This window comes from Streptomyces sp. NPDC001381 (assembly GCF_042895685.1).
Lineage (GTDB): Bacteria > Actinomycetota > Actinomycetes > Streptomycetales > Streptomycetaceae > Streptomyces.
Map to the genome: position 1 here is coordinate 80,879 of NZ_JBIAWO010000008.1, position 24,019 is coordinate 104,897.

The 24,019-nt window shown below is 74.0% G+C and carries 21 protein-coding genes; 15 read left to right on the plus strand and 6 right to left on the minus strand.

Going from position 1 to position 24,019, the window contains the following annotated elements:
• Positions 1–23: 23 nt before the first annotated feature.
• Together ACFY2L_RS29915 and ACFY2L_RS29920 are read left to right on the plus strand one after the other, a co-directional pair.
• Positions 24–479: a (2Fe-2S)-binding protein gene (locus tag ACFY2L_RS29915; protein WP_390658966.1), complete on the plus strand. Its 456-nt coding sequence runs from the start codon at positions 24–26 to the stop codon at positions 477–479.
• A gap of 518 nt (positions 480–997) precedes the next feature.
• Entirely contained in the window at positions 998–1,774 is a 777-nt protein-coding gene (locus ACFY2L_RS29920; RefSeq protein WP_390823942.1) for a cobalt-precorrin-6A reductase, read from the plus strand.
• Positions 1,775–1,823: 49 nt separating this feature from the next.
• Here ACFY2L_RS29920 and ACFY2L_RS29925 read toward each other — a convergent pair whose 3' ends face one another.
• Positions 1,824–2,468: a precorrin-8X methylmutase gene (locus ACFY2L_RS29925; RefSeq protein WP_390658964.1), complete on the minus strand. Its 645-nt coding sequence runs from the start codon at positions 2,466–2,468 to the stop codon at positions 1,824–1,826.
• Between the two features lie 102 nt (positions 2,469–2,570).
• Between ACFY2L_RS29925 and ACFY2L_RS29930 the strand changes: the two genes are divergently transcribed.
• Positions 2,571–3,212, plus strand: coding sequence for a superoxide dismutase (locus ACFY2L_RS29930; RefSeq protein WP_390658963.1), 642 nt, complete (start codon positions 2,571–2,573; stop codon positions 3,210–3,212).
• 259 nt (positions 3,213–3,471) lie between these two features.
• The gene (locus ACFY2L_RS29935; protein WP_390823943.1) at positions 3,472–4,107 is read left to right on the plus strand and encodes a TetR/AcrR family transcriptional regulator; all 636 of its coding nucleotides are present in this window, start codon (positions 3,472–3,474) and stop codon (positions 4,105–4,107) included.
• 10 nt (positions 4,108–4,117) lie between these two features.
• On the opposite strand, the gene ACFY2L_RS29940 is transcribed toward ACFY2L_RS29935, so the two are convergent.
• Entirely contained in the window at positions 4,118–4,876 is a 759-nt protein-coding gene (locus tag ACFY2L_RS29940) for a DUF2993 domain-containing protein (protein ID WP_390823944.1), read from the minus strand.
• Positions 4,877–5,022: 146 nt separating this feature from the next.
• Complete coding sequence (locus tag ACFY2L_RS29945; protein ID WP_390658960.1) at positions 5,023–5,658, minus strand: TetR/AcrR family transcriptional regulator; 636 nt, start codon at positions 5,656–5,658, stop codon at positions 5,023–5,025.
• A gap of 131 nt (positions 5,659–5,789) precedes the next feature.
• Here ACFY2L_RS29945 and ACFY2L_RS29950 point away from each other — a divergent pair, with 131 nt between their 5' ends.
• Together ACFY2L_RS29950 and ACFY2L_RS29955 are read left to right on the plus strand one after the other, a co-directional pair.
• Positions 5,790–7,964 carry a SpoIIE family protein phosphatase gene (locus tag ACFY2L_RS29950; protein ID WP_390823945.1) on the plus strand — a complete coding sequence of 725 codons (2,175 nt, stop codon included), beginning with the start codon at positions 5,790–5,792 and terminating at the stop codon, positions 7,962–7,964.
• Positions 7,965–8,213: 249 nt separating this feature from the next.
• Positions 8,214–9,014 carry a VOC family protein gene (locus ACFY2L_RS29955; protein ID WP_390823946.1) on the plus strand — a complete coding sequence of 267 codons (801 nt, stop codon included), beginning with the start codon at positions 8,214–8,216 and terminating at the stop codon, positions 9,012–9,014.
• Between the two features lie 50 nt (positions 9,015–9,064).
• Here ACFY2L_RS29955 and ACFY2L_RS29960 read toward each other — a convergent pair whose 3' ends face one another.
• Both ACFY2L_RS29960 and ACFY2L_RS29965 read right to left on the minus strand, forming a co-directional pair.
• Complete coding sequence (locus ACFY2L_RS29960) at positions 9,065–10,372, minus strand: cytochrome P450 (RefSeq protein ID WP_390658958.1); 1,308 nt, start codon at positions 10,370–10,372, stop codon at positions 9,065–9,067.
• 56 nt (positions 10,373–10,428) lie between these two features.
• The gene (locus tag ACFY2L_RS29965) at positions 10,429–11,784 is read right to left on the minus strand and encodes a glutamine synthetase family protein (RefSeq protein ID WP_390658957.1); all 1,356 of its coding nucleotides are present in this window, start codon (positions 11,782–11,784) and stop codon (positions 10,429–10,431) included.
• Positions 11,785–12,075: 291 nt separating this feature from the next.
• Here ACFY2L_RS29965 and ACFY2L_RS29970 point away from each other — a divergent pair, with 291 nt between their 5' ends.
• The 6 genes from ACFY2L_RS29970 to ACFY2L_RS29995 all read left to right on the plus strand — a co-directional run bounded on the left by ACFY2L_RS29970 (position 12,076) and on the right by ACFY2L_RS29995 (position 17,616).
• Positions 12,076–12,264: a ferredoxin gene (locus ACFY2L_RS29970; protein WP_390658956.1), complete on the plus strand. Its 189-nt coding sequence runs from the start codon at positions 12,076–12,078 to the stop codon at positions 12,262–12,264.
• Between the two features lie 5 nt (positions 12,265–12,269).
• The gene (locus ACFY2L_RS29975) at positions 12,270–13,478 is read left to right on the plus strand and encodes an NAD(P)/FAD-dependent oxidoreductase (RefSeq protein ID WP_390658955.1); all 1,209 of its coding nucleotides are present in this window, start codon (positions 12,270–12,272) and stop codon (positions 13,476–13,478) included.
• A gap of 11 nt (positions 13,479–13,489) precedes the next feature.
• A complete protein-coding gene (locus ACFY2L_RS29980; protein WP_390658954.1) occupies positions 13,490–14,302 on the plus strand; it encodes an acetoacetate decarboxylase family protein in 813 nt (270 codons plus the stop codon).
• Positions 14,303–14,395: 93 nt separating this feature from the next.
• Positions 14,396–15,856, plus strand: coding sequence for an aldehyde dehydrogenase (locus ACFY2L_RS29985; protein WP_390658953.1), 1,461 nt, complete (start codon positions 14,396–14,398; stop codon positions 15,854–15,856).
• Entirely contained in the window at positions 15,849–16,778 is a 930-nt protein-coding gene (locus ACFY2L_RS29990; RefSeq protein WP_390823947.1) for a 3,4-dihydroxyphenylacetate 2,3-dioxygenase, read from the plus strand. The genes ACFY2L_RS29985 and ACFY2L_RS29990 overlap by 8 nt, the downstream gene beginning before the upstream one ends.
• Positions 16,771–17,616, plus strand: coding sequence for a fumarylacetoacetate hydrolase family protein (locus ACFY2L_RS29995; RefSeq protein WP_390823948.1), 846 nt, complete (start codon positions 16,771–16,773; stop codon positions 17,614–17,616). Before ACFY2L_RS29990 ends, ACFY2L_RS29995 begins: the two co-directional genes overlap by 8 nt.
• Positions 17,617–17,698: 82 nt before the next feature.
• Here ACFY2L_RS29995 and ACFY2L_RS30000 read toward each other — a convergent pair whose 3' ends face one another.
• A complete protein-coding gene (locus tag ACFY2L_RS30000) occupies positions 17,699–18,271 on the minus strand; it encodes a MarR family winged helix-turn-helix transcriptional regulator (RefSeq protein ID WP_390658950.1) in 573 nt (190 codons plus the stop codon).
• Positions 18,272–18,531: 260 nt separating this feature from the next.
• Here ACFY2L_RS30000 and ACFY2L_RS30005 point away from each other — a divergent pair, with 260 nt between their 5' ends.
• The 3 genes from ACFY2L_RS30005 to ACFY2L_RS30015 all read left to right on the plus strand — a co-directional run bounded on the left by ACFY2L_RS30005 (position 18,532) and on the right by ACFY2L_RS30015 (position 24,000).
• Positions 18,532–19,716, plus strand: a complete 1,185-nt coding sequence (locus ACFY2L_RS30005) for a glutamate--cysteine ligase (RefSeq protein WP_390823949.1) — start codon at positions 18,532–18,534, stop codon at positions 19,714–19,716.
• Positions 19,717–19,813: 97 nt separating this feature from the next.
• On the plus strand, positions 19,814–21,598 hold the full coding sequence (locus tag ACFY2L_RS30010) for an N-acetylglutaminylglutamine amidotransferase (RefSeq protein WP_390823950.1): 1,785 nt from the start codon (positions 19,814–19,816) through the stop codon (positions 21,596–21,598).
• Positions 21,595–24,000: a S9 family peptidase gene (locus ACFY2L_RS30015; protein ID WP_390823951.1), complete on the plus strand. Its 2,406-nt coding sequence runs from the start codon at positions 21,595–21,597 to the stop codon at positions 23,998–24,000. Before ACFY2L_RS30010 ends, ACFY2L_RS30015 begins: the two co-directional genes overlap by 4 nt.
• Positions 24,001–24,019 lie beyond the last annotated feature (19 nt).

Sequence of the window (24,019 nt, forward strand, 5' to 3'; positions counted from 1 at the left end):
AACGCGACGCCTGGAAGGTGCCGATGCCGTCCTACTCCTTCGTCCTCAACGGGAAGCCGGTCACCGTCGAGGCGCCCGCCGACATGCCGCTGCTGTGGGTGCTGCGGGACCTGCTGAACGTGACCGGACCCAAGTACGGCTGCGGGGTCGGGGTCTGCCGCGCCTGCACCAGCCACCTGGACGGCGCGGAGGTCCAGCCCTGTGTCGTGCCGGTCGAGGACTGCGCCGGCCGCGAGGTCACCACCATCGAGGGCCTGGCCGACGGCGACCGGCTGCATCCCGTGCAGCAGGCCTGGCTGGAGTGCGACGTGGCCCAGTGCGGCTTCTGCCAGCCCGGCCAGATCATGGCCGCGGCGGCCCTGCTGAAGCGGACGGCCCGGCCGACCGACGCCGACATCGACCGCATCGAGAACGTGTGCCGCTGCGGCACGTACTCCCGGATCCGGGAGGCGATCAAGAAGGCCTCGGCGCACGGCTGACGGGACGTGCGCCCACGCTGCCGGCGCACGCCGGGAACTGAACGGCGCGGTGCCCCGGTGTCCTGCTGCCGTCGCGCCGGCGCTTTGCCGTGGGCGGCCAGGCGCTGCGGCGGCCCGGCACACCGGCGGCCCGGCGCCCCGGCGGTCGGTCCGGCGCCCCGGCGGCTCGGCGGCCCGGCGGTCGGTCCGGCGCCCCGGCGGCTCGGCGGCCCGCCCTCGGCGCCCCGGTGCCCTGCCACTGGCGCTTGCCCGTCGGTGCCCCGGTGTCCTGCTGCCGTCGCGCCGGCGCCTTGCCGTGGGCGGCCAGGCGCTGCGGCGGCCCGCCCTTGGCGCCTGCCGCCCCGCCCCGGCGCCGCCGTGCACCCGTGCTTCCGCACTTCTGCGGGCAGGGCGGGCCGGGCCCGCTTCTCGCCGTAGGTGGGCGGGGCGGAACGCCGCCGGTGTGCTTGAGTGGTGGGCCCAGTGGGACACGCGCGACCGGCCCTCGGCTCGCCGCTCATGAACGGACCCGGACCTCCATGCACGTACTCATACTCGGCGGGACCACGGAGGCCCGCCGGCTCGCCGAGCTGCTCCACGGCATGCCCGGCGTGGCGGTGACCACCTCCCTCGCCGGGCGGGTGGCGAGCCCCCGGCTGCCGCCGGGCGAGGTGCGTGTCGGGGGCTTCGGCGGCCCCGAGGGCCTGACGGCGTGGCTGCGCGCGCACCCCGTGGACGTCCTCGTCGACGCCACCCACCCCTTCGCCCGGGCGATGAGTTTCCACGCGGCCGGGGCCGCCGCCGCGACCGGCGTACCCCTGCTGGCCCTGCGCCGCCCCGGCTGGGTTCCCGTCGAGGGCGACGACTGGCACGAGGCCGGCTCGCCTGAGGAGGCCGCGGCCCTGCTGCCCGGGCTGGGGCGGCGGGTGTTCCTCACGACCGGCCGGATGGGCCTCGCCGCGTTCGCGGACCTGGACGAGCTGTGGTTCCTCGTACGATCCGTCGACGCGCCCGAGGGCCCGCGCCCGGCCCGTACGGAGACGCTGCTGGAGCGCGGCCCGTTCACCCTCGACGGCGAGCGCGAGCTGCTGCGCCGCCATCGCGTCGACGTCGTGGTGACCAAGGACAGCGGGGGAGCCGCCACGGCGCCGAAGCTCACGGCCGCCCGTGAGGCCGGCCTGCCGGTGGTCGTGATCCGCCGGCCGCCGGTGCCCGAGGGCGTGCCCGTCGTGGCCGACCCGGAGCGGGCGGTCCGCTGGGTCGGGGAGCACCGCGACCGCCGCGCACCGGGCGGCGCTTCCCGGCGCGCCGACTGAGGACCGGCGCGGAACCCGCCGGTCCTGCCCGGCGCCCGGCGCCCGCCCGCTACTCCTCCTCGCTGGCGATCGCGTTGAGCGCGGCGGCGGCGATCGCGCTGCCGCCCCGGCGTCCCCGCACCACCAGGTACTCCAGACCGGACCGGCCGGCCGCCAGGGCCTCCTTCGACTCGGCGGCACCGACGAACCCGACCGGCACACCGATCACGGCGGCGGGCCGCGGGGCGCCCGCCTCGATCATCTCCAGCAGACGGAAGAGCGCGGTGGGCGCGTTGCCGACGGCCACGACCGCGCCCGCCAGCCGGTCGCGCCACAGCTCCAGCGCGGCGGCGCTGCGCGTCGTCCCCAGTTCGGCCGCCAGCCCCGGGACGGCCGGGTCGGAGAGCGTGCACACCACGTCGTTGCCGGCGGGCAGCCGCCCGCGGGTCACACCGCTGGCCACCATCTGGACGTCGGTGAGGATCGGCGCTCCGCCGCGCAGGGCCTCTCGGGCACGCGCCACCACCCCGGGCGTGTAGGCGAGGTCCTGTACGAGGTCCACCATTCCGCAGGCGTGGATCATCCGGACCGCGACCTGGGCGACGTCGGCGGGCAGGCCCGTGAGGTCGGCCTCCGCGCGGATGGTGGCGAAGGACTGGCGGTAGATCGCCGCGCCGTCCTTCTCGTAGTCGTAGCTGGTCACGGTGTTCGGCATGGCCGTGAGCATACCCACGCGACCTGATCACCGAGAAGCGCTATTGCTGATAGCTTGTAGTTGCATATCAATCGCAATAAGCTGGAAGGGTGTGGGACGGACATGGCGGTGTACACGCTCCCGGAGCTCCCGTACGACTACGCGGCGCTCGCCCCGGTGATCAGCCCCGAGATCATCGAACTGCACCACGACAAGCACCACGCGGCGTACGTGAAGGGGGCGAACGACACCCTGGAGCAACTCGCGGAGGCGCGGGACAAGGAGGCGTGGGGTGCGGTCAACGGCCTGGAGAAGAGCCTGGCCTTTCATCTGTCCGGGCACGTCCTGCACAGCGTCTACTGGCACAACATGACCGGCGACGGCGGCGGCGAGCCGCTGGAGGAGGACGGCGTGGGCGAGCTCGCGGACGCGATCGCCGAGTCCTTCGGCTCGTTCGCGGGTTTCAAGGCGCAGCTGTCCAAGGCGTCGGCCACCACCCAGGGCTCCGGCTGGGGTGTCCTCGCCTACGAGCCGCTCTCCGGCCGGCTGATCGTCGAGCAGGTCTACGACCACCAGGGCAACGTCGGTCAGGGCTCCACCCCGATCCTCGTCTTCGACGCCTGGGAGCACGCCTTCTACCTGCAGTACAGGAACCAGAAGGCCGACTTCGTCGAGGCGATGTGGCAGGTCGTGAACTGGCAGGACGTGGCCCGGCGGTACTCCGCAGCCAAGGGGCGCGGCGACGCCCTGCTGCTCGCCCCGTGACGCCCTGACGCGGTGGCCGCGCCCGCGTGCGCGTCCGCGTGCCCGTCCGTGTCCCCGTCCGCGTCCGCACAGACGTCCTGCTCGTGATCGTCTTCTCACCGTTCACCGGCAGGCGGCGTGAAGGGCTCCCGTGAGACGTCCTCGCGGGAGCCCTTCCGCCGTCATGGCGCGCCCGTCGCACACCGCCCACCCGCGCTTTATGAAATGATGGATCCATCAGAATTGCCGATGTGTGTGTACGGGTGGCTAGACTCCGGGCATGTCCTCGCCTGCCCCGCCCCGCAACCGCTTCGAGCGGCGCCGCGCCGAGACCCGTCAGGCGCTGGTCCGTGCGGCGCGGCAGATCCTCGCCGAGAGCGGGGACGCCGGCGCCAGCATCCAGGCGATCGCCGAACGGGCGGACGTCGGGTTCGGATCGTTCTACAACCACTTCGAGTCGAAGGCGGAGTTGTTCGACGCGGCGGTGGTGGACGCGCTGGAGGAGTTCGGCCAGGCCTTCGACGACCGCCTCGCCGGGATCGAGGACCCGGCGGAACTGGTCGCGGCCGGCTTCCGGCTCAGCGCCCGCATGGCCGACTCCCACCCGGAGCTCATGCAGGTGCTGCGCCGCCGCGGACTCGGCTACATCCACTCGGAGTTCGGCCTCGCCCCCCGGGCCCTGCGCGACCTGGGGGCCGGTGTCGCCTCCGGCCGCTTCGCCGCCCTCGATCCCGTCGTCGCGCTCTCCGCGCTCGGCGGCACACTGCTGTCCCTGGTGGAGCTGCGGTTCACCCGGCCCGACCTGGACGGTGACGAGGCCGCCTCGCGTCTGGCGGAGATGGTGCTGCGCATGCTGGGCGTCCCGCCCGAGGACGCCCACGACGTCGCCCGCCGCCCGCTGCCCGACCTCGGCTGACCGGTCTGCCTCAGGCGGACGACGCGTCCGGGCGGAAGGTGACCGCCTCACCGCTGAAGCGGGCGCTGATCCCCTCGTCCGTGACGGTGACCGACCGCAGATGGAGTCCCTCGGGGATGTTCCGCAGCGGCACGGGCTCCGCCAGGGCCTTGTCGAGCAGGGCCTTGGCGGGAGGGAAGAGCTCGCCCCGGGTGACGCGGACGTCCGTGAAGGCGATGCGGTTGCCGGGGGCCGCCGAGACGGCCGCGCTCACCGTCACGTCCCCGGCGAGCGGCAGGCCGATGGTCGCGTCGACCCGGCCCGGCTCGTCGCCCCGCGAGACGCCCGGGCCGAGCGCGTCCGACAGATCCCCGTACGACAGGAACGCGGTCGCCTGGACGGCGCGGGCTCGGGCCTCCTCGGCGCCGCCGCCGGTCCTGAGGCCGTCGAGGCCGACGGTCAGCTCGGTGACGGGCAGCGGTCGGTCCGTGCCGCGGGCGGGGAGGTCGTGGGCGGTGATGTCGACGTGCCGCAGGCTGCCGTGGGCCAGCTGGGTCAGCACGGGGAAGCCGCTGACGTGCACCGAGGGCTGCCGCGGGGTCCCCATGCCCTCCTGGAACGCCTCCGCCGTACGGCTCTCCGCGCGGGCGGCGGCGATCCGGTCGACGGCGACGCCGCCGCCCACCAGCAGCGCCGCAGCGGACGCGACCGCGACGGTCGTCCCGCGCCGCCTTCGCGAAGCCGGACGACGGGCGGAGGCGGCGGCGTGGCGGAAGGGCGCCGCGGGCAAGGATTCCGCGGGCAAGGATTCCGCGGACAGGGATTCCGGGGGCGAGGGCTTCGTGGGCGAGGGCTTCGTGGGCGGGGACTCCGCGGGCGGGGGCTGTCCGTCGTGCCGAAAACGGCGCATGGGTTCCTCTCGGGGGAGACGGTTCTCTAGGCGCCGACGCGGTCGGGCCGGCCGAGTGCCCGGACCCGGGCGACGGCGAGGTCGGCGTCCACGCCCACCGCGATCAGGGCGGCGGTCGCGGCGCGGGTGCCGTCGTCGGTCCAGATCCCGGTGTTCACGCAGTCCAGGAGCGCCAGCAGCAGTCCTTCGACCGCCCGGCTGAGCGGCTCGGGCGGGAGGGTGCTGCGGAAGACGCCCTGCCGCTGCCCCCGCTCGATGATCGTTCTGGCCGTGTCCCGGGCGGGGGCGAGCACCTCGTCCACCCGCTCGCGGCCCAGGTCCTGGGGTGCGAGTCTCAGCAGCGTCCGGTAGCGGTCGCCGACGGGCCACAGCGCCAGGGTGAAGCACGTCAGCGCGTCGACGGCGTCGTGTTCGGGGATCCGTACGGTCGCCAGAGCGCGCCGCAGGGCCTCCGCGGCGTCCGTGACGAGCCCCTCGACCAGCGCGGACCGGCCGCCGAAGTGCCCGTACACGGTGCGCCGCACCACGCCGGCGGCCTCGGCGATGTCGCCGAGACTGCTCTCGGGGTCACGGCCGAGTTCCCGACGTGCCGCTTCGAGGATGCGGGCCCGGGTGAGCTGTGTCCTGCGGCGCCCGCCGCTCGGGATGTGCGGGCCGGTCATGTCGGACCTCCGTTCGACGGGGAGGGCTGTCCCGATAATTGCACACTAGTGAGCAATGAACCAGCCCGCCGGTCACCGGGCACCCGACCGTCGGCAGGGCGCACCGACCCGTTCGGCGTACCGTCGAGACTGTGGACGTCACCGCGGACACCCTCGTCGCCCGCGCCGCGCAAGAGCTCGGCCGTGGTGCGGACGGGCTGATCGCCGAGGTGGAGCGGTGCCTGCGCGACGAGCTGCCCGAGCTCTGGCAGCACCCGGACATCGCCGGCATCACCGCGCGCAACATCACCGAGCACCTGGTGGGCGGTCTGGCCGGGCTCGAGCACGGCGTCGATCCCAGCCTGATCGATCCCCCCGCCGCCGACGTCGACCGCGCCCGACGGCTGGCCCGCCACGGGATCGCCGTCACGGCGATGCTGCGCGCGCACCGCCTCGCCCAGGGCATCACCCTCGACCGGCTGCTCGCCCAGCTCCCCCGTCTGACGAGCGACCCCGAGCTGATCAGCGCGGCGGCACGCATGCTCGCCGAGACGACGGCCGGATACGTGGACCGCGCGTCCCAGCAGGGCGTGACGGCGTTCCAGGAGGAGCGGGACCGCAGACTGCGGTGGCGGCTGTCGATGGTCAACGAGGCGGGCATGCGCATCGGCACCACCCTGGACATCGCCCGCACCAGCCAGGAACTGGCCGATCTCGCCTTCGGGCACTTCGCCGACCTGGCCACCGTCGACCTGCTCGACTCCGCGCTCCACGAACCCGACTCCCCGCCGGATCAACCGCTCGCCCTGCGCCGGACCGCCCTGCGGCCGGCGTCCGGCGACGGCCGGGAACCGGCGCCGGGGCAGCTCCACACCTACCCGGACGACTCACCGCCGGTCCGCGCCCTGACCAGCGGCCGGCCCTCGCGCCACCAGCCGGACGGCCCGCCCGGCCCCGGCCCCGGCCGCGCGAGCGAGCCGGCCGCGGTCCACTCGACGCTGGTCGTGCCCCTGCGCGCCCGCGGTACCACCCTGGGCGTCGCCCGGTTCTGCCGGGACCGCACCCCCGACCGCTACGACGACGAGGACCTCCTCCTCGCCCAGGAGATCGCCGCCCGAGCGGCCGTCGCCGTCGACAACGCGCGCCGCTACACCCACGCCCGCGCCACCGCCCTCAGCCTCCAGCGCAGCCTGCTCCCGTCGCACACGCCACCGCAGTCCGCCGTGGAGGTCGCCTGCCGCTATCTGCCCGCCGGCGACCGGCTCGGGGTCGGCGGCGACTGGTACGACGTCATCCCGCTGTCCGGCGCCCGGGTCGCCCTCGTGGTGGGCGACGTCGTCGGGCACGGCATCCACGCCGCCGCCACCATGGGCCGGCTGCGGACCGCCGTACGCACCCTCGCCGACATCGACCTGCCGCCCGACGAACTCCTCACCCACCTGGACGACGTCGTGCTGCGCCTGTCCGCCGAAGCCGCCGCCGACCCGGACCGGGAGGCCGACGGCGAACTCGGCGCCACCTGCCTGTACGCGGTCTACGACCCCGTCGGCGGCTGCTGCACCCTCGCCCGCGCCGGCCATCCGCCGCCCGCCGTGGCGACCGGGGAGGGCACCGCCGACACCCTCGACCTGCCGGCCGGCCCGCCGCTCGGCCTGGGGGGCCTGCCGTTCGAGACGACGGAGGTCACCCTCCCCGAAGGCAGCCTCCTCGCCCTCTTCACCAACGGCCTGATCGAAGCCCGCGAGCACGACGCCGAGACCGGGCTCACCCTGCTCCGCCAGGCCCTCGCCCGGCCCGCCCCCTCCCTGGAGGCCGTCTGCGACACCGTCCTCGACACCCTGCTGCCGGCCCGCCCCGACGACGACGTGGCCCTCCTCGTGGCCCGCACGCACTCCCTCGGGGACGCCCGGGTCGCCGGCTGGGACCTGGAGCCCGACCCGGCCGCCGTCTCCCGGGCCCGCTCCAGCGTCTCCCGGCAGCTGAGCACCTGGGGCCTGGACGACCTCGACTTCACCGCCGAACTGGTGGTCAGCGAACTGGTCACCAACGCCATCCGCTACGGACGGCCCCCCATCCGGCTGCGCCTCATCCGTCCCCAGAGCCTGGACGGGCCGGCGGGTGCCCCCGTCCGCAGCCTCCTGTGCGAGGTCTCCGACAGCAGCAGCACCACCCCGCACCAGCGCCGCGCCCGCGCCCACGACGAGGGCGGCCGCGGCCTGCTCCTGGTCGCCCGGCTCGCCGAACACTGGGGCACCCGTCACGCCCGACACGGCAAGACGGTCTGGGCGGAACTGAACGAGACGACCGGCTTCCCCGCGTTCGCCTAGGGGGTGTTGTGAAAGTCCCGCACAGCACCCGCGGCGCCCGGCACGCACCCTCGCCGCACCGGCCAAAGGCCCAAGTAGCTCCGCTACGAGGGCCTTCGTCCGGCACGCCGAGGGCACGCACCGGACACCGCGGGCACCGCACTGGACTTTCACAACACCCCCTAGGGGCGGCCGCCACCCGGCCGCCGCGCGGCCGTCCGTGCCGGGTGTCACGCTGACATCACCAGGACCCGCAGAAGGGAAGATGCCGTGATCACCACCGACCTCACCCCCGGCGCCCCCTGTTGGCTCGACCTCGGTGCCCCCGACGTACGGGCCGCCGCGGACTTCTACGGCGCCGTGCTCGGCTGGGAGTACGAGTCCATGGGCGGCGAGGGGGAGGACATGGAAGGCGGGATGTTCCGGAAGGACGGCAAGATCGTCGCCGGGCTCGGCAGGCTCACCGAGGAGGGCGCGCGCTCGGCCTGGATGATCTACTACACCGTCACCGACGCGGACGCCGCCGCCCAGGCCGTGGAGCGCGCGGGCGGCACCGTGCGGGTGGCGCCCCGGGACCTCGGCGAATGGGGCCGGATGGCGCAGTTCAGCGACCCGCTCGGCGGCCAGTTCGCCGCCTGGCAGCCGGGGAGCAACGCGGGCTTCGAGCTGGTGGACGAGCCGGGCTCGCTGTCCTGGACCGAGCTGTACACGAGCGACGCGGCGGCCGCCAGGGAGTTCTACGGCGCTGTCTTCGGCTGGCGGTACGGCGACATGGAACTCCCCGGCGGCGGGGGCACGTACGTCCTGATCACCCCCGCCGGGCAGCCCGAGGAGCGCATGCAGGGCGGTCTCATGGAGGTCGGCAAGGAGGATCTCGCCCTGGCCGGCGGACACCCGTACTGGCACCCGGTGTTCGCCGTGGCCGACTGCGACGCCGCCGTCGCCCAGGTCGAGGGCAACGGCGGCAGGGTGCAGATGGGGCCGATGGAGGCGGAGGGCGTCGGCCGGCTGGCCGTCTGCCTCGACCCGTCCGACGCGGACTTCGTGGTGCTCGCCCCGGCCCGGAGCTGAGCCCCGGGCGCGGTGCGGCGCGGCGGCGGGCCGGGGCGGCCGCCGGCCCGTCAGGCGAGCGTGACCTCCACCGGCAGCTTCTTGATGCCGTTGACGAAGTTGGAGCGCACGCGCGGGACGTCGCCGGCCAGTCTGATGCCGGCGATCCGCGGGATCAGCTCCTCGAACATGATGCGGATCTCGGTGCGGGCGAGCAGGTTGCCCAGGCACAGGTGCGGGCTGCCCTTGCCGAAGGTGACGTGGTCGTTGTCCCGCCGGGTGACGTCGAAGTCGTAGGGGTTGCCGAAGACCTCCTCGTCGCGGTTGCCGGAGGCGTACCACATGACGACCTTGTCGCCCTCCCTGATCCGCTTGCCGCCCAGTTCGACGTCGCGGGTGGCGGTGCGGCGGAAGTGGTAGACGGGGGAGGCCCAGCGCAGGAACTCCTCGACCGCCGCGGGGATCAGGGACGGGTCGTCCTTGAGGCGGGCCAGCTGCTCGGGGTGCTGGAGGAGGGCCAGCATCGAGTGGGAGATGGTGTGGCGGGTGGTCTCGTTGCCGGCGACGACCAGGAGCAGGAAGTAGTTGTCGAAGTCCTGGGCGGAGAGCGGGACGCCGTCCCGCGGCGTGGTGTTGACGAGCCGGGAGACCAGGTCCGTGCCGTCGCCCCCGCGCCGCTGCCGGGCCAGCTCACGGCCGTACTCGAAGACCTCGACGGACGCGGGGGAGCGGAACGGCAGGTCCCGGTACTTCTCGCTCTCCTCGCTGTGCAGGAGCACGTCCGCGTAGTCGGGGTCGGTGTTGCCGATGATGCGGTTGCCCCAGTCGATGAGCTGCTGGTTGTCCTCCGGCGGCACGTCGAGCAGCCGGGCCAGCACGTTGATGGGGAAGTCGGCGGAGACGTCGGCGACGAAGTCGAAGGTGCCCTTGGCGAGGGCCGCGTCGAGGGTCCTGGCGGTCAGGCCGCGCAGGAAGTCGGTGTAGCTGGCGATGACACCGGCGCCGAACTGACGCTGGATCACGCTGCGCAGCGCGCGGTGGCGGACGCCGTCCAGTTCCAGGATGGAGGCCCGCTTCTTGATCTGGTCGTCGTCGAGCTCCTCGAGGTTGACGAACCTGGTGGAGGTGAAGGTCTCCGCGTCCCGGTCGACGCGGGCGATGTCGGCGTGCCGGGTCACCGCCCAGAAACCGGAGTTCGGGGCCTGTTCCGGCTGCCAGTGCACCGGGTCCTCGTGGCGCAGGGTGTGGAACATCCGCCAGGGCGTGACGCCGTCGGCGAAGTGGTCGAGGTCGGCGAGGTCCACCCGCTCCAGCGGCAGGGGCTCGTCGAGGGCGGCACGCAGTTCGTCTCGGGTGGTGGGGACGGCGGGGCTGGTCATGGTCGTGGTTCTCCTGGGCGGGGGCGGCGAGGGTGCGGGGCGTCCGGCGGACTCACTCACAGGTGGTAGGCGTACTCGGTGAACTCCCAGTCGGTGACGTGCCGGCCGAAGCGTTCGACCTCGTCCCGCTTGTAGGTGAGGAAGGCGGTGGTGAAGTCCTTGCCGAGCAGATCGGTCAGGGCGGTGTCCGCCTCCAGCGCGTCGAGCGCGGCGGCCAGGCTCCGGGGCAGCAGGGCGGACCGGGCGGTGTCGTAGCCGTAGCCCTCCAGCGGGGCGGGGGGCTCCTCGCCCGCCCGGACGCCGAGCAGGGCGGCGGCGAGGGTTCCGGCGATCAGCAGGTACGGGTTGGCGCTCGCGTCGCCGAGCCGCAGCTCCAGGCGGGCGCCGGAGCCGCGCTCGGGCGGGATGCGGAGCATGGCGCTGCGGTTGTCCAGCCCCCAGTCGATCAGCCAGGGGGCGAGGGTGTCCGGGCCGAAGCGCTTGTACGAGTTCACGGTCGGGTTGGCCAGCGCCGCGAGCGCCGGGGCGTGGGCGAGGATGCCGGCGACGGCGTGCCGGGCGGTGGCGGACAGGCCGTGGGCGCCGGACGGGTCGTCGAAGGCGTTGCCGCCCTCGGTGTCCTCGCAGGACAGATGGAGGTGGAAGCCGGAGCCGCCGGCGTCGCCGAACGGCTTGGCCATGAAGGTGGCCAGCTTGCCCTCCCGGCGCGCCACCTCCTTGACGGCCGCCTTGAAACGGAAGGCGCGGTCGGCGGCGTCGAGGGCGTCGGAGTGGGTCAGGTTGATCTCGTACTGGCCGCCGTCGAACTCGTGGTTGCCGGTGACGACGCCGAGACCGAGGTCGCGCAGCAGGCGCAGGGTGCGCAGCAGGTGGTTCTCCGGGTCGGCGCGCAGCCCGGCGGTGTACACGGCTCCCGTGGCCTCGGGAGAGCGGCGCCAGCCGGCGGGGCTGCCGGGGGCGGGCTCCAGCAGGAAGTACTCCAGCTCGGGGCCGACGACGGGCCGCAGCCCCTGCTCGGCGCACCGGGCCAGGACGGAGCGCAGCAGGTCGCGCGGCGACTCGGGGGCGGGGGCCCCGGTCGCCGGGTCGACGACCTCGCCGAGACAGGTGGCCACGCCCGGCTCCCAGGGGAGGAGGGCCGCCGTGGTCAGGTCGGGGCGCACGCACACGTCCGGCAGGCCGGCGTCGAGGCCGCCCGCGACCGGGACCACGTCGCCCCCGGGGGTGGTGTGGTACACGGCGCGGCAGAAGGCCAGGCCGTGCTCGCAGGCCGAGGGCAGGTGGTCCAGCAGGACGTCCCGGGCGCGGTCGGTGCCGATGAGGTCGGGGTAGATCACCCGGACCACGTCGACGCCCTCGGCGGCGAGCCGCTCCCTGTGCCGGTGGATGTCTGGGCTGTCGGATGCGCTCACCGATGTCTCCTTGAGCGGAACGGGCGGGGGCTCCCCCGGAGCAGCTGGTCGTTTGGCCCCGAACGGTATGAACAGGAGTCGTCGCCCCGCAAGGGGGTGAGGCAAAAAACTTATCCATGTGGACAGGTATTGACCAGGGCCTGGCGGCTTCCTATGTTGTTTGACGCCAAACGAGTTGGGGTGCGGTGCTCCGCACCCCTTTGGCCGAGGGACCGGCCCGGTCGCATCCGGGCCGGTCCTTCTCCCCCCTCTCCACCGCTCCGACGCCCTCACCCCTCAGGAGGACCGGCCATGAAGGTCGTCGTCGACATGAACAAGTGCCAGGACCACGGCCAGTGCGTCTTCGCGGCCCCGGACGTCTTCTCGATGGACGACGACGGCCGCCTGGCCTTCGTCCCCGACCCCGACGACGCGCTGCGCGACGAGGTCGAGGAGGCCGCCGACGTGTGCCCGCTGCAGGCCATCCGGATCGAGGGCTGAGCTCCATGACGGGACGCGTAGTGGTCGCGGGCGCCTCGATGGGCGGTCTGCGCGCCGCCGAGCAGCTGCGGGCCGCGGGCTGGACCGGGGCGATCACGGTCGTCGGCGACGAGCCGCACATGCCCTACAACCGGCCTCCGCTGTCCAAGGAGGTCCTGGCCGGCAAGGCCTCCTTCGCGTCGCTCGCCCTCACCCCGAAGCCGGCCGCCGCCGACGTGGAGTGGCGGCTGGGCACCAGGGTCGTCGCCGCGCGCCTCGGCGAACGGACCGTGGCACTCGACGACGGGACGGAGCTCCGGTACGACGGACTGGTCGTCGCCACCGGCATGCGCCCCCGCAGGCTGCGCTGCCCCGGCCCGCTCGCCGGCCGCCACACGGTCCGCACCCTCGCCGACGCCCAGGGCCTGCGCGACGCGCTGACCAGGCCGGGCGTCCGGGTGGTCGTGGTGGGCGCCGGCTTCATCGGCTGCGAGGTCGCCGCCACCGCCGTGGGACTCGGCGTCCGCGAGGTGACCGTCGTCGATCCGCTGCCGCTGCCCATGGTCCGGCCGCTCGGCGAGCTGCTGGGCCGCGCGCTGCTGAAGCGGCACGAGGAGCGCGGGGTGCGCTTCGCGCTCGGCGCGGGCGTCGCCGGATTCGCCGGGGACGACCGGGTGACCGGCGTCGTCCTCGACGACGGGACCGTCCTCGCGGCCGACGTGGTGGTGGAGTCCGTCGGTTCGGTCGCCAACGTCGAGTGGCTGGAGGGCAACGGGCTCGACCTCTCCGACGGGGTGCTCACCGACGAGCAGCTGCGGGTCGGCGGACGGCCGGACGTGGTCGCGGTCGGCGACGTCGCGCGCTTCCCCAACGCCCGCTACGACGGCGTCCCGCGCCGGGTCGAGCACTGGTCCATCCCCACCGACACCGCCCGGCACGCCGCGCGCACGCTCACCGCCCGTCTGACCGGTGCCGAGGCCGACCAGGCGCCCTTCGCCCCGCTGCCCACCTTCTGGAGCGACCAGCACGACTTCCGGTTGCAGTCGTTCGGCGCGCCCGTCCTCGGCCTCGGGGACGTCCGGGTCCTCGACGGCGACCCGGACGGTGACGTCCTGGTCGGCTGTCACCGCGACGGCCGGCTGGTCGGCGTGGTCGCGCTCGGCGGCCAGGCCGCCGCGCGAGGCGCCGTCGGCTACCGCGCCCAGCTGCTCAAGTCGCCCGCTCCCACCGCGTAAGGAAACCCGTCATGCCCCCTGTCCGTGGTTACTTCCATCCCAAGACGGCGAGTGGTGCCTCCTCGCTGATTCCCTCGCCCCCGTGGCGGTACTCGGGTGACCTGCTCACCGTCGAGTACCGGACCGACCCCGCACGGGTGCGCGAACTGCTCCCCGAGCCGCTGGAGCCGGCGGACGACGACCCCGGCGCGGTCGCGCTGATCTGGGCCGACTGGCAGTCCTGCTCCGGCTCGGGCGAGGAGCTCCTCGACCCGGTGCTCTCCCAGTACAAGGAGGCGTTCGCGGTCGTCCGCTGCAAGTTCCGCGGGCGCACGTACTCGCGGTGCGTCTACATCTGGGTCGACAAGGACTTCGCCGTCGCGCGCGGGCTGCACCAGGGCTACCCGAAGAAGCTCGGGTCGATCCACCAGACGCGTCCGCATCCCTACGGGCCCGCTCCGCGGATCGAGGCGGGGGCGCGGTTCGGCGCCACGCTGGCCGCCGCGGACCGGCGTCTCGCCCAGGCCGTGGTCACCCTGCGGGAGCCGGCCGCGACCAACGGGTTCGTCAACGCCCACCCCATGGCCCATCACCGGTGGCTGCCGTCCGTCGAGAAGGGCAAGGGGCTGGCGCTGGACGAGCTGATCGAGACGGGGGCGGCCTCCTTCGAGGGCGGGCAGCCCTGGGTCGGAGAGGCGGAGCTGGAGCTCTTCGAGGCGCCCACGGAGGAGCTGGCCCGACTGGAGATCCGGGAGCCGATCGCCGCGTACTACCGGCAGGTCGGCGTCGTGTGGGACGGCGGGCGGCTGCTGGAGTCCGGAACCTCGGGAGCGGAGGCCGGGTGAGGCCGTCGACGTGCGGGTGCCGCGCGGTCGCCCGCCCTGTTCCCCGCGCCCCCAGGTGGGCCGCCGTTCCCTCGTTCCCCAGGAGCCGTTCTCATGTCTGACAAGATCATCGTTGCCGGAGTCCCCGTCGACACCCGGCACTGGATCGGCGGCGAGCGTGTCGCCTCCGCCGACACGTTCACCGATGTCTCGCCGATCGACGGAAGCGTCCTCGGCGAGATCGCGCGGGGCACCGCTGCGGAGGCCGCCGCGGCGGTGGCCGCCGCCACAGCGGCCTTCCCCGCCTGGGCGGCCACCTCCCGCGCCGAACGCGCCCGCGTCCTGCACGCCGTCGCCGACGGCGTGGAGAAGCGGCTCGAGGACCTCGCCCAGGTCGAGACCGCCGACAACGGCGCCCTGCTGCGCTCCCACCGCCGCGGTGTGATGCCCCGGGTGGCGCACAACTTCCGCTTCTTCGCGGACTGGCTGCTGAAGCTGGACCACGAGGACTTCGAGACCCGGGGACACACCAACCACGTCTCCTGGGACCCGGCGGGCCCCTGCGTGCTGATCACCCCGTGGAACGCCCCGCTGATGCTCGCCACCTGGAAGGTCGCCCCGGCGCTGGCGGCGGGCAACACCGTCGTCCTCAAGCCCGCCGAGTGGTCCCCGCTGACCGCCTCCCTGCTCGCGGACATCGCCGCGGAGGCCGGGCTGCCCGCCGGGGTGCTGAACGTGGTCCAGGGCTACGGCTCCGAGATCGGCGACACCCTCACCTCGCACCCGGACGTACGCCGGATCAGCTTCACCGGCTCGGTCCCCACGGCCCGGCGGATCGCCGCGTCGGCCGCCGCCCACCTCACCCCGCTCAGCCTCGAACTCGGCGGCAAGTCCCCGCTGCTGGTCTTCGCCGACGCCGACCTGGACCTCGCCGTCGACCTCGCCGTCGAGCAGTACGACAACGCCGGGCAGGTGTGCCTGGCCGCGACGCGCTTCCTGGTCGAGGACGCGGTCGCCGAGGAGTTCACGCGCCGGTTCGTGGAGAAGGCCGGCCGGCTCACGCAGGGCGACCCTCGGGACGAGGCCACCGACATCGGGCCCACCATCCATCCGCGCCAGCTGGAGAAGATCGACGGCTTCGTGCGGCGCGCGGTCGCGGCGGGGGCGCGCGTCGTCGTCGGCGGGCACCGCAAGGACGGCCAGTACTACGCGCCGACCCTGCTCACCGATGTCGCGCAGGACTCGGAGATCGTCCAGGAGGAGGTCTTCGGCCCGGTCCTCACCCTGCAGACCTTCGGCACCGAGGAGGAGGCCGTCCGTCTCGCCAACGACACCCGCTTCGGCCTGGCCGCCACCGTCGCCACCGGCGATCCCGAGCGCGCCGCACGCGTCACCTCGCGGCTCGTCGCGGGCACCGTCTGGGTCAACTGCTTCTTCGTACGCGACCTGCAGGCACCCTTCGGCGGCTCCCGCGAGTCCGGCGTCGGTCGTGAGGGCGGCACCTGGAGCTTCGACTTCTACTGCGACCTGAAGAACACCGTGACCGCACCGAACGGATGGACCAACCATGGGTGAGATCGTCGGGGCGGGCCTGCTCGCCCACGTCCCCACCATCGTGCTCCCGAAGGAGGACCGGCTCGAGCTCAACGAGGGCAAGGAGATCACCCTCGTCACCGGACTCCACCGGCTCCGCGAGGACGTCTTCGAGAGCGACGACTACGACACCGTGGTCGTCCTCGACTCGCACTGGGCCACGACCGTCGAGTTCGTCGTCACCGCGCAGCACCGCCGGGCCGGGCTCTTCACCTCCGAAGAGCTGCCGCGCGGCATGTGCCGGATGCCGTACGACTACCCCGGCGACCCCGAACTCGCCCACAACATCGCCTCGTTCGCCGACAAGCACGGCACCTGGATCACCCCGATCGACGACGAGTACCTCCCGGTCTACTACGCGACCATCAACCTCTGGAAGTTCCTCGGCGAGGGGCTGCCGGACAAGCGGTGGGTGACCATCGGGGTCTGCCAGACCGGTGACATGGAGGACCATCTGCGCCTGGGCCGCGCGCTCGCGGACGGCATCGCCGCCACCCCCGGACGCCGGGTGCTCCTCATCGCGTCGGGCGCGCTGTCGCACTCCTTCTGGCCGCTGCGCGAGATCCGCGACCACGAGGCGAGCGACCCGGTGCACATCCGCACGCCGGAGGCCCGCGAGGCCGACCACCGGCGCATCGCCTGGTTCAAGGAGGGCCGTCACGACAAGGTGCTCGCCACCATGGACGAGTTCTGGACGTACAAGCCCGAGGCGAAGTTCTTCCACTACCTGATGATGGCCGGCGCCCTCGGCGAGCAGGCCTGCGTCGCCCGGGCACGCCAGTACGGCGAGTACGAGAACTCCGTCGGCACCGGTCAGGTCCACCTCTGGTTCGACCGCCCCGCCGACGGCTGGACGGCATCCCACATCCCCGTACAGGAGTCACAGGAGTCCGCGCATGCCTGAGTACCGCCGCATCCTCCTCGACGGCGCCGCCGTCCAGGTCACCGTCGACGGGGACGAACTCGTCGCCGGGGACGGCCGCAGGGTGAAGACCGAGGAGGCGCAGCACCTGCCCCCGGTCGTCCCGTCCAAGGTGATCGCCGTCCACCTCAACCACCAGAGCCGCGTCGACGAGTTCGGGATCGACCTGCCCGACACGCCCACGTACTTCCACAAGCCGACCTCCGCCCTCAACTCCCACAAGGGCGCGATCGTCCGTCCCGAGGGCTGCTCCTGGCTCAACTACGAGGGCGAGGTCGCCATCGTCATCGGCAGGACCGCGCGGAACGTGTCCCCGCGGGAGGCGGGGGAGTACATCGCCGGCTACACGATCGCCAACGACTACGGCCTGCACGACTTCCGCGACACCGACGCCGGCTCCATGCTCCGGGTCAAGGGCTCCGACACCCTGTGCCCCCTGGGTCCCGGCCTGGTCACCGACTGGGACTTCCACGGCAAGAGCCTGCGCACGTACGTCAACGGCCGTGTGGTGCAGGACGGCTCGACCGACGAGATGAAGTGGGACATGCACTACCTCGTCGCCGACATCGCCCGCACCATCACCCTCCACCCCGGCGACGTCCTGCTCTCGGGCACCCCGGCCAACTCCCGCCCGGTCCGGCCCGGTGACGTCGTCGAGGTCGAGGTCGAGGGCCTCGGCAGGCTCACCAACCACATCGTCACCGGTCCCACCCCGATCCGCGCCGACGTCGGCGCCCAGCCCACCGAGTCCGAGGAAGTCCTCTCCACCGCCCTCGGCGGCGACTGGGAGTTCCGCGGCGTCCGTCCGCCCCGGCACTGATCCCCTGCCCCGCACAGCGGCGCCGCACCGGGCGACCTCCTGGGTCGTGCCGGTGCGGCGCCGCTGTGCGGGCGGCGGGTCCTCAGCCCTTCGGCCGCCGGCCACTGCGGCGCGGGGCCGGCTCGGCTCCGTCGAGGAGGGCCAGCCGGCGCTCCTCGCCCAGTTCCTCGACCTGCCGCACGACCTGCCGCAGCCCCTCCGCGACGCTCCGGCACTCCTCGTCGCTGAGCCGGGCGGCGACGAACGCCTCCTCCTGGTTGAACTCCGGGAACAGCCGCCGCATCAGCGCCTCCCCCTCGTCGGTGAGGCTCAGCAACACGAGCCTGCCGTCCGAGGGGTGACCGGCCCGCTCGAGCAGCCCCCGCCCCTCCAGCGTCCGCGCCACCCCGGTGAGCGTCCCCTTGGAGATCCCCGCCTCCTCGGCGACATGCCGGGTCTCCGACTCGCCCCAGACCCACACCACCCACAGCACGACGAACGCCGTCCAGGTGAGATCGGCGCCGCGCAGCACCGAGTTCTCCAGGTGCTGCCGGACGGCCGAGGCGGCGCGGTAGATGTTGGCGACGACCGCCATCTGCTCGCGCCGGATCGGTATCCCGCCGAGCTTCGCCGCTGCCAGCTTCTCCGCTTCGGTGATGGACCGGTGGCCGGGCACAGGCACGCTCCTTCGATCGTTCGGAGCCAAATTATAGGAGACGCCCGGGCCGGGGCCCCGCCCCGGTCCGCCGCCGGCACCGGGTCCGGGGCCCGCGCAGCGGCCGCTCATCCGAGTGTCGCCTGGGTCACGTGGGCGGCGTGGGGTTGGAAAACGGCGTCCTGGTGACTCGGATGTCCTCACCCGCGGTCCTGCCCGCCGGTGAGGCGCCGTTCACCACGACGGCGGGCAGCCGTTCCGCATCGCCCCGAGGAGTGACCGTGAGCGTTCGTATCGGAGTGGAGGAGGAGTTTCACGTCCTGGAGGTGGAGAGCGGGCTGCTCGTGCCGCGCGCCGACCCCCTCCTGCGACGCCTCCCGCGCCGTACCTTCACGACGGAACTGCACCAGTCCACCGTGGAGACCAACAGCGAGGTGCACGCGTCCCTCGACGATCTCTACGCCGACCTCGCCGGAACGAGACGGCGGCTCGACGCGGCCGCCTCCTCGCTGGGCCTCGCGGTCGTGGCCGCCGGGACGGCGCCGCTCGCGCCCGCCGCGGCCGCGCACCCCACCGCCGGCGCGCGCTACCGCCACATGGTCGAGGACTACCGCACGGTCGCCGACGAGCAGCTCATCTGCGGCGCCCAGGTCCATGTCGACATACCCGACCGCGACACGGCGGTACGGGTCATGTGCGCGGTCTCGCCCTGGCTGCCCGTGCTCCTCGCCCTCTCCGCGAGCTCGCCGTTCTGGCAGGGGTCCGACACCGGCTACGCGAGCTGGCGCACCATGCTCTGGCAGCGCTGGCCCACCGCGGGCCCGGTCGGCTGCTTCGCGGACGCGGACGAGTACGACGCCACGGTCCGCGACCTCGTGCAGACCGGGATCATCAGCGACGCGGGGATGATCTACTACGACCTCCGCCCGTCCGCGCACCTCAAGACGCTGGAACTGCGCATCTGCGACTCCTGCCCGCGCGCCGAGACCGTCGTGCTCGTCGCCGGACTGTTCCGCGCCCTGGTGACCGAGGCCTGCGAGCGGCTGGGGACGGGCCGGGCCCCGGACTGCACGGGCCGGCACGAATGGCTGCGCGGCGCCTCCTGGCGGGCCGCACGGTCCGGGCTCGAAGGCGGCCTGGTGGACCCCGAGACCCACCGGGAGGCGCCCGCCGGGCAGGTCGTGCGCAAGCTGCTCACGCGACTGCGTCCCGCCCTGGAGGCGCACGGCGACTGGCAGACCGTCGGCGCGCTGGCGGAGGCGGCCCTCGCCGAGGGCAGCGCCGCCCGCCGCATCCGCCGGATCGCGCAGGAGGAGGACCTGCTGGCCTGTGCGGACCTGCTGATCGCCGAGACCCGGGGGGAACGCGTACGCCGCACCGACCCCGCCCGACGCAAGGACCTTCCGCCCACGGCCGGCGCGCCAGGCTCCGCGACCCGGTCCGTGCAACCCCTGACCCGCAGGTGAACGCCATGGGCACCGACATTCTGTCCCCCTACGCAGAGGATCCGGCCGCCGCGCCGAGGCGGCCGGGCCACGCCCAACGGATGGGAGGCGGCACGGCATGTGCGGTCTGAGCGGGGAGATCCGCTTCGACGGTCGCAGGCCCGATCTCGCGGCCGTCGAGCGCATGAACGACCGGCTCGCGGACCGCGGCCCCGACGGCCGGGGAACCTGGACGCGGGGCGCGGTGGCGCTGGGGCACCGGCGACTGAAGATCATCGACCTGTCGGATCTCGGAGCACAGCCGATGACCGACCCCCGCGGCCAGATCACCGGAGTCTTCAACGGCTGTGTGTACAACTACCGGGAGCTGCGCGAGGAACTGCGGCGCCTCGGACACCGCTTCACCTCGACGTCCGACACCGAGGTGGTGCTGAAGGCCTACCGGCAGTGGGGCCCCGCCTGCGTGGAGCGCTTCCGCGGCATGTTCGCCTTCGCCCTGGTCGAGCACCGGTCCGGGCGCGTGGTGCTGGGCCGTGACCGGCTCGGCATCAAGCCCCTGTACCTGGCCGGGACGCCGGGCCGCCTCCGGTTCGCGTCCTCCCTCCCCGCCCTGCTCGCCGCCGGAGACGTCGACACCTCACTCGATCCGGTGGCCCTCCACCAGTACCTGAGCTGGCACGCCACCGTCGCGGCCCCGCGCACCGTCCTGACCGGCGTGCGCAAGCTCCCGCCGGCCACCGTGCGGGTCGTGGAACCCGACGGCACCCACCACGACCACCGCTACTGGCAGCCGTCGTACACGCGCCGGGCCGAGTACGCGGGGATGGACGCGCACGCGTGGCGGGACGCCCTGCTGGAGGCACTGCGCACGGCGGTGCGCCGGCGCATGGTCTCCGACGTCCCGGTCGGTGTCCTGCTCTCCGGCGGTCTCGACTCCAGCCTGATCGTCGCGCTGCTGGCGCAGCAGGGACAACGGGACCTGATGACGTTCAGCGTGGGGTTCGAGTCGGAGGGCGGGGAGGAGGGCGACGAGTTCCGGTACTCGGACGTGGTGGCCCGGGAGTTCGGCACCGACCACCGTCGCCTGATGATTCCCTCCGACCGGGTGTCGACGGCCGTGGACGGTGCCGTCGCGGCGATGAGCGAACCGATGACCAGCCACGACGTGGTCGCCTTCTATCTGCTGTCCGAGCAGGTGTCCAAGGAGGTGAAGGTCGTGCAGAGCGGACAGGGCGCCGACGAGGTGCTCGCGGGCTACCACTGGTACCCGCGGCTCGCCGAAGTCGCCCGCGCGGACGCCGCCGAGCGGTACGCCGAGACGTACTTCGACCGGCCGCACGCCGACCTCGCCCGGATGCTGGAGCCCGGCATGCTGCCCGGCACCGACGTCTCGGGCCGTTTCGTCCGGGAGCACATGGCGGCCCCGGGGGCCGAGACGGCCCTGGACGCGGCCCTGCGTCTGGACACGCACGTGATGCTCGTCGACGACCCGGTCAAGCGGGTCGACAACATGACCATGGCCTGGGGACTGGAGGCCCGGGTGCCGTTCCTCGACCACGACCTGGTCGAGCTGGCGGCGGCCTGCCCGCCCGGACTCAAACTGGCCGACGGAGGCAAGGGCGTGCTGAAGGCGGCGGGCCGCGGGCTGCTGCCCCGCGAGGTCGTCGACCGCCCCAAGGGCTATTTCCCGGTGCCGGCCGTCAAGAACATGGCGGGTCCGGTCCTCAAGAGGGTGCGGGAGGCCCTCGAGGCGCCCGAGGCGAGGGGGCGCGGCCTCTTCCGGGAGTCGTACGTGTCCGAGCTCCTCGCGGCGCCCGATCAGCACCGCACCAGACGGGGAGCGAACGCCCTGTGGCAGGTAGCGTTGTTGGAGATATGGCTGCAGACGCACGGGATCACATGACCGACGCGCGGAGCACCCCGGCCGCCCCGTCCGGCGCGGCGTCCACCTCGCCGTACCTCGACGCCCGCCCCCGGCCCGGCAGCGCCCCGCTCGCCCCGCCGCCCCCCGGCACCCGGCCGGCGGACGCGCACGGCCCTGCCCCCGCCGCCGCCCCGGCGCCCGCGCCGGTCCCCCTGCCGGAGGCGAGCGGTCCGCGGGACGCCGTGACCCGTCTGCGGGTTCACGGCTGCTGGTATCCCTCCGCCGACGCCGACGGTTCCGAGGTGGCCTTCATCTGCGACCGGGGCGGCGTTCCCCAGCTGTGGGCCGGGCCCGTGGACGGTGCCGAGGTGCGCCTGCTCGACTCCTCCCCGGATCCCGTCAAGGAGGTGGCCTGGTCTCCCGACGGCCGCTGGATCGCCTACACCACCGCACCGGGCGGCGGTGAGCACACCCGCGTGCTCTGCGTACGTCCCGACGGCACCGGCCGCCGCGTCCTGGCCGGGGCCGACCCGGGCAGCACCGCCCACCTCGGCCGCTGGGCGCACGACGGTTCCGCCGTCGCCGTCACCCTGTCCGCACCGGCCGCCCCTCAGCTCACGGACGGGGCGGGCCCGACGCACGGCGACGGCGTGCCGCCGCCGTCCTGGGCCGACCGCGACGGCCACGCCACCCTGCTGGGCGGCACCCCGTACGAAACGGCGACGACGCCCGGGCAGCCCCTGGCGGGGACGGGGCAGCCCGCAGCGGGAACGGGGGAGCCCCTGGTTGGGGTGGGGCAGTCCTTGGTGGGGGCGGGGGAACCCCCGGTGGCGCCGGGGGAGCCCGTGGCGGCGACGGGGCAGTCATGGGCGGCGGCGGGGCAGCCTGCGGCGGGGGCGGGGGAGCCCCTGGTGGCGGCGGGGCAGCGTCCGGCGGGGGCGGTCGGGGACGTGGCCGCCGGTGTGCCGGCGGTGCGGGCCGACGGTGGTCTGTCGGCCTACCTGATCGATCCCGACGGTCTCGCGTCCCCCGTCCTGCTCGCCACCGAGACGCACGCCGCGACCCTGCGGGTGTGCGACATGAGCCGCGACGGCGGACTCGTGCTGCTGCGCCGGGGCCCGCGCGGACGGCGGGAGGCGGTCGTCCGGCGCACCGCCGACTCGGCGACGACGTGCACGTTTCCGGTCGCCGACGGCGACCCGTGGATCGGACGGTTCTCGCCCGACGGGCGGACGCTGTGGCTGCGCAGCGACGCCGGCCGCGAGTACGCGGCGCTCCTCGCCGTCTCCCTCGGCACCGACGGCCGGCCGCAGGGTGTGTCCGTCGTGGCGGAGCGCCAGGACAGCGACCTCGATCTCCTGGAGCTGTCGCACGACGGCCGCACGGCCGCGCTGTCCTGGAACGCTCGGGGCGCGAGCCGGCTCGAACTCGCCGAGACCGCCCCGGCGCACCAGGCACCCGGCGGCCCCCTGCCGACCACCCCCGTTCCCCTGCCCCACGAGGTCGTCACACGCCTCGTGGCGGCCGGCCCCCGGCGCCTGCTGTCGGCGCTGTCGGGGTCGCAGCGCCGGCCCGGGGTGTGGTGGGCCTCCGCGGACGGGTCCCTGCTGCGCACCCCCTGGTCCTCCCGCGACGAGGACGCGGCCCCGCCCGGCCGGCCCCCCGTGCGGCCCGTACTCCAGCGGCTCACCGCCCGTGACGGGCTGCCCCTGAGCGGCTGGTACTACAGGGCGCCGGGCCGGGCTCCGGGCGAGCCGGCACCCTGCGTGATCCACCTGCACGGCGGTCCGGAGGAACAGGAACGCCCCGTCTTCAACCCGCTCTACCACGAACTGACCGGCCGCGGCCTCGACGTCTTCGCCCCCGACGTCCGAGGCTCCTCGGGGCACGGCAGGACGTTCGTCGACGCCGACCTCGGCACCGGCCGCTTCGCCGCGCTGGACGACGTCGCGGACTGCGCGGCCCACGCGGTACCGGCGGGCCCCGCCGATCCGACCCGGCTGGCGGTCATGGGACGCTCGTACGGCGGGTACCTGACCTTCGCCTCCCTGGTATGGCACCCGGACCTGTTCCGTACCGGGGTCGCCGTCTGCGGCATGTCCGACTTCTCGACCTTCTTCGCCGGTACGGAGCCCTGGCTCGCGGAGTCGGCGGCCCACAAGTACGGCCACCCCGAGCGCGACCGCGAACTGCTGCGCCGGCTCTCGCCGATGACCCGCATCGACGCGCTGCGCGTCCCTGTGCTCGCCGTCCACGGCGAACACGACACCAACGTGCCGCCGGGCGAGTCCGAGCAGTTCGTGCGGGCCGCCCGTGAACGCGGCGTCCCCGCCGAGCTCCTCACCCTGCGCGAAGAGGGCCACGACTTCCTGCGCGCGGACAACCGGCGGCTGTTCCGCCTGGCGGCCGCGGACTGGCTGGAGCGCCACCTGACCGGCTGAGGTCCGGCGCGGACCCACG

Excerpts from the sequence above, each read along its gene's own strand:
- ACFY2L_RS29915 (WP_390658966.1), top strand. The coding sequence starts at position 24 with ATGCCGTCCTACTCCTTCGTCCTCAACGGGAAGCCGGTCACCGTCGAG.
- ACFY2L_RS29920 (WP_390823942.1), top strand. The coding sequence starts at position 998 with ATGCACGTACTCATACTCGGCGGGACCACGGAGGCCCGCCGGCTCGCC.
- ACFY2L_RS29925 (WP_390658964.1), bottom strand. The coding sequence starts at position 2,468 with ATGCCGAACACCGTGACCAGCTACGACTACGAGAAGGACGGCGCGGCG.
- ACFY2L_RS29930 (WP_390658963.1), top strand. The coding sequence starts at position 2,571 with ATGGCGGTGTACACGCTCCCGGAGCTCCCGTACGACTACGCGGCGCTC.
- ACFY2L_RS29935 (WP_390823943.1), top strand. The coding sequence starts at position 3,472 with ATGTCCTCGCCTGCCCCGCCCCGCAACCGCTTCGAGCGGCGCCGCGCC.
- ACFY2L_RS29945 (WP_390658960.1), bottom strand. The coding sequence starts at position 5,658 with ATGACCGGCCCGCACATCCCGAGCGGCGGGCGCCGCAGGACACAGCTC.
- ACFY2L_RS29960 (WP_390658958.1), bottom strand. The coding sequence starts at position 10,372 with ATGACCAGCCCCGCCGTCCCCACCACCCGAGACGAACTGCGTGCCGCC.
- ACFY2L_RS29970 (WP_390658956.1), top strand. The coding sequence starts at position 12,076 with ATGAAGGTCGTCGTCGACATGAACAAGTGCCAGGACCACGGCCAGTGC.
- ACFY2L_RS29975 (WP_390658955.1), top strand. The coding sequence starts at position 12,270 with ATGACGGGACGCGTAGTGGTCGCGGGCGCCTCGATGGGCGGTCTGCGC.
- ACFY2L_RS29980 (WP_390658954.1), top strand. The coding sequence starts at position 13,490 with ATGCCCCCTGTCCGTGGTTACTTCCATCCCAAGACGGCGAGTGGTGCC.
- ACFY2L_RS29985 (WP_390658953.1), top strand. The coding sequence starts at position 14,396 with ATGTCTGACAAGATCATCGTTGCCGGAGTCCCCGTCGACACCCGGCAC.
- ACFY2L_RS29990 (WP_390823947.1), top strand. The coding sequence starts at position 15,849 with ATGGGTGAGATCGTCGGGGCGGGCCTGCTCGCCCACGTCCCCACCATC.
- ACFY2L_RS29995 (WP_390823948.1), top strand. The coding sequence starts at position 16,771 with ATGCCTGAGTACCGCCGCATCCTCCTCGACGGCGCCGCCGTCCAGGTC.
- ACFY2L_RS30010 (WP_390823950.1), top strand. The coding sequence starts at position 19,814 with ATGTGCGGTCTGAGCGGGGAGATCCGCTTCGACGGTCGCAGGCCCGAT.
- ACFY2L_RS30015 (WP_390823951.1), top strand. The coding sequence starts at position 21,595 with ATGACCGACGCGCGGAGCACCCCGGCCGCCCCGTCCGGCGCGGCGTCC.